This window comes from Chryseobacterium balustinum (genome assembly GCF_900168205.1).
GTDB lineage: Bacteria > Bacteroidota > Bacteroidia > Flavobacteriales > Weeksellaceae > Chryseobacterium > Chryseobacterium balustinum.
Genome location: NZ_FUZE01000065.1, coordinates 1 through 1,523 on the forward strand (window position 1 = coordinate 1; position 1,523 = coordinate 1,523).

The 1,523-nt window shown below is 33.1% G+C and carries 2 protein-coding genes; both read left to right on the forward strand.

The window, feature by feature from the left end; translation table 11 throughout:
- Positions 1 to 753 (forward strand): RHS repeat domain-containing protein (locus B5X64_RS22410; RefSeq protein WP_276327951.1); only part of this gene is annotated, 753 nt, incomplete at its 5' end.
- 1 nt (position 754) lies between these two features.
- Positions 755 to 1,510 carry a DUF2314 domain-containing protein gene (locus tag B5X64_RS22415; protein ID WP_079467329.1) on the forward strand — a complete coding sequence of 252 codons (756 nt, stop codon included), beginning with the start codon at positions 755 to 757 and terminating at the stop codon, positions 1,508 to 1,510.
- The last annotated feature ends 13 nt before the right edge of the window (positions 1,511 to 1,523 follow it).

Sequence of the window (1,523 nt, forward strand, 5' to 3'; positions counted from 1 at the left end):
TATAAATACAATGGCAAAGAACTCCAAGAGACCGGAATGTACGACTATCAGGCGCGTCAACTAATGGTAGATGCACCAGGATTTTTACAAATCGATCCACTTGCGGAAAAAATGCCTTGGATGTCTCCTTATGCTTACGCATTTAACAACCCAATCCGAAATACAGACCCGACAGGAATGGAACCTGAAGATGTTGTTGATGATGGTGGGGATGATGGAAGTTCTGAGCAATGTTGTGGACCTTTCTTTGGAGGATTGACAAGGTTTATGCCACTGCTTGAGGGGGGCTCAAATATAAAACCTAATCCTGTAATTGAAATAGCAACCAAAACAGGAGAAACTGCAGCAAAAACAAATGAACATCATAATATTCCTAGGCAGTTTAGAAAGAATGAAATTATTGAGGCTGCAAGAAAAGAAGGTTTTAAATTTGAAGGAAAAGAGAATAAAAGTACTTTAGAACAATTTAGCAAAGCAACCGGAAGTGGAAGACATGGTAATCATCCTAAATACAATCAACAAATAAAAGAACTTTTAAGGGAAATCCCTAAGTCTGATGCGTTAAATGGGGTCAGAAAATTAAGAGATCATGTATCAGATATTATTAAGTCAAACCCAGAGACAAAAATTAATGATCTTAAATTAAAAAGTACTCCACCTGCAAAGATTAATAATAACCCCCGACCACAGACCAAGCCACAACCACAACCAAGCATGGAGCAACTCGAAGCTGTATATAACATACATAGTTAATATGGAAATAAATGAAAATTACTTGTACAGCTTATATAAGGCAAAGAATACATTTTGGTATTTTATAGAACAAATAGAAAACAATGCTGTTCTTAGCTACACAGCCGTAAAGTTTAAGAACGAAAATGATATTTATGTATGGTTAGAAAATATTGAGTACAAAAATAATTTTTTCGAGGGTGTATTATCAGAGAATAATGAACATAAATCTATTCCTTCAGCAAGTGTTATAGATTGGATGATTGTAAAAGGTGATAGATTAATTGGAGGCTATACTATAAGGCATTATAGAGATAGTTTGCCAGAAGATGAAAAAGTTAATTTTGATATTGATTTTGGGCTAAGAATAGATGATGGTAATGATTTTTTCTATCCTGATCTATCTACACCTGAAGGAGCTCTTATCACGTTAGAGAATTTTTATACTCAAAAATCATTAGATGGAGTTTTGTCTTGTAAAGATTTTCACGAAGAAGCTAAAAACGTATTGTTAGGAGCGGAAATGGACTTGAAAGAAGAACTTATAAATGAAACAGCTGAATTATTAAAATTAGCATTTATTGAAAACTTGCAAAAATACGGAATGCCTAATTTTGAAAATGCGGAGCGGGTTTTTAACAGGATTGTTTATAATGAAAAGGAAAATACCGCATTAATAGAAGAAAAGTTAATCTATTCTGATGGAAATAATATCAATAAATTTTGGGTGTCAGAAAACGAAAAAAAAGAATGGAAAGTTCTGAATCTAGTAGAATAACTTAATAAAGTTA

Bases quoted from the DNA above. Each gene is read 5' to 3' on its own strand.
- B5X64_RS22415 (WP_079467329.1), top strand. From the start codon at position 755: ATGGAAATAAATGAAAATTACTTGTACAGCTTATATAAGGCAAAGAAT.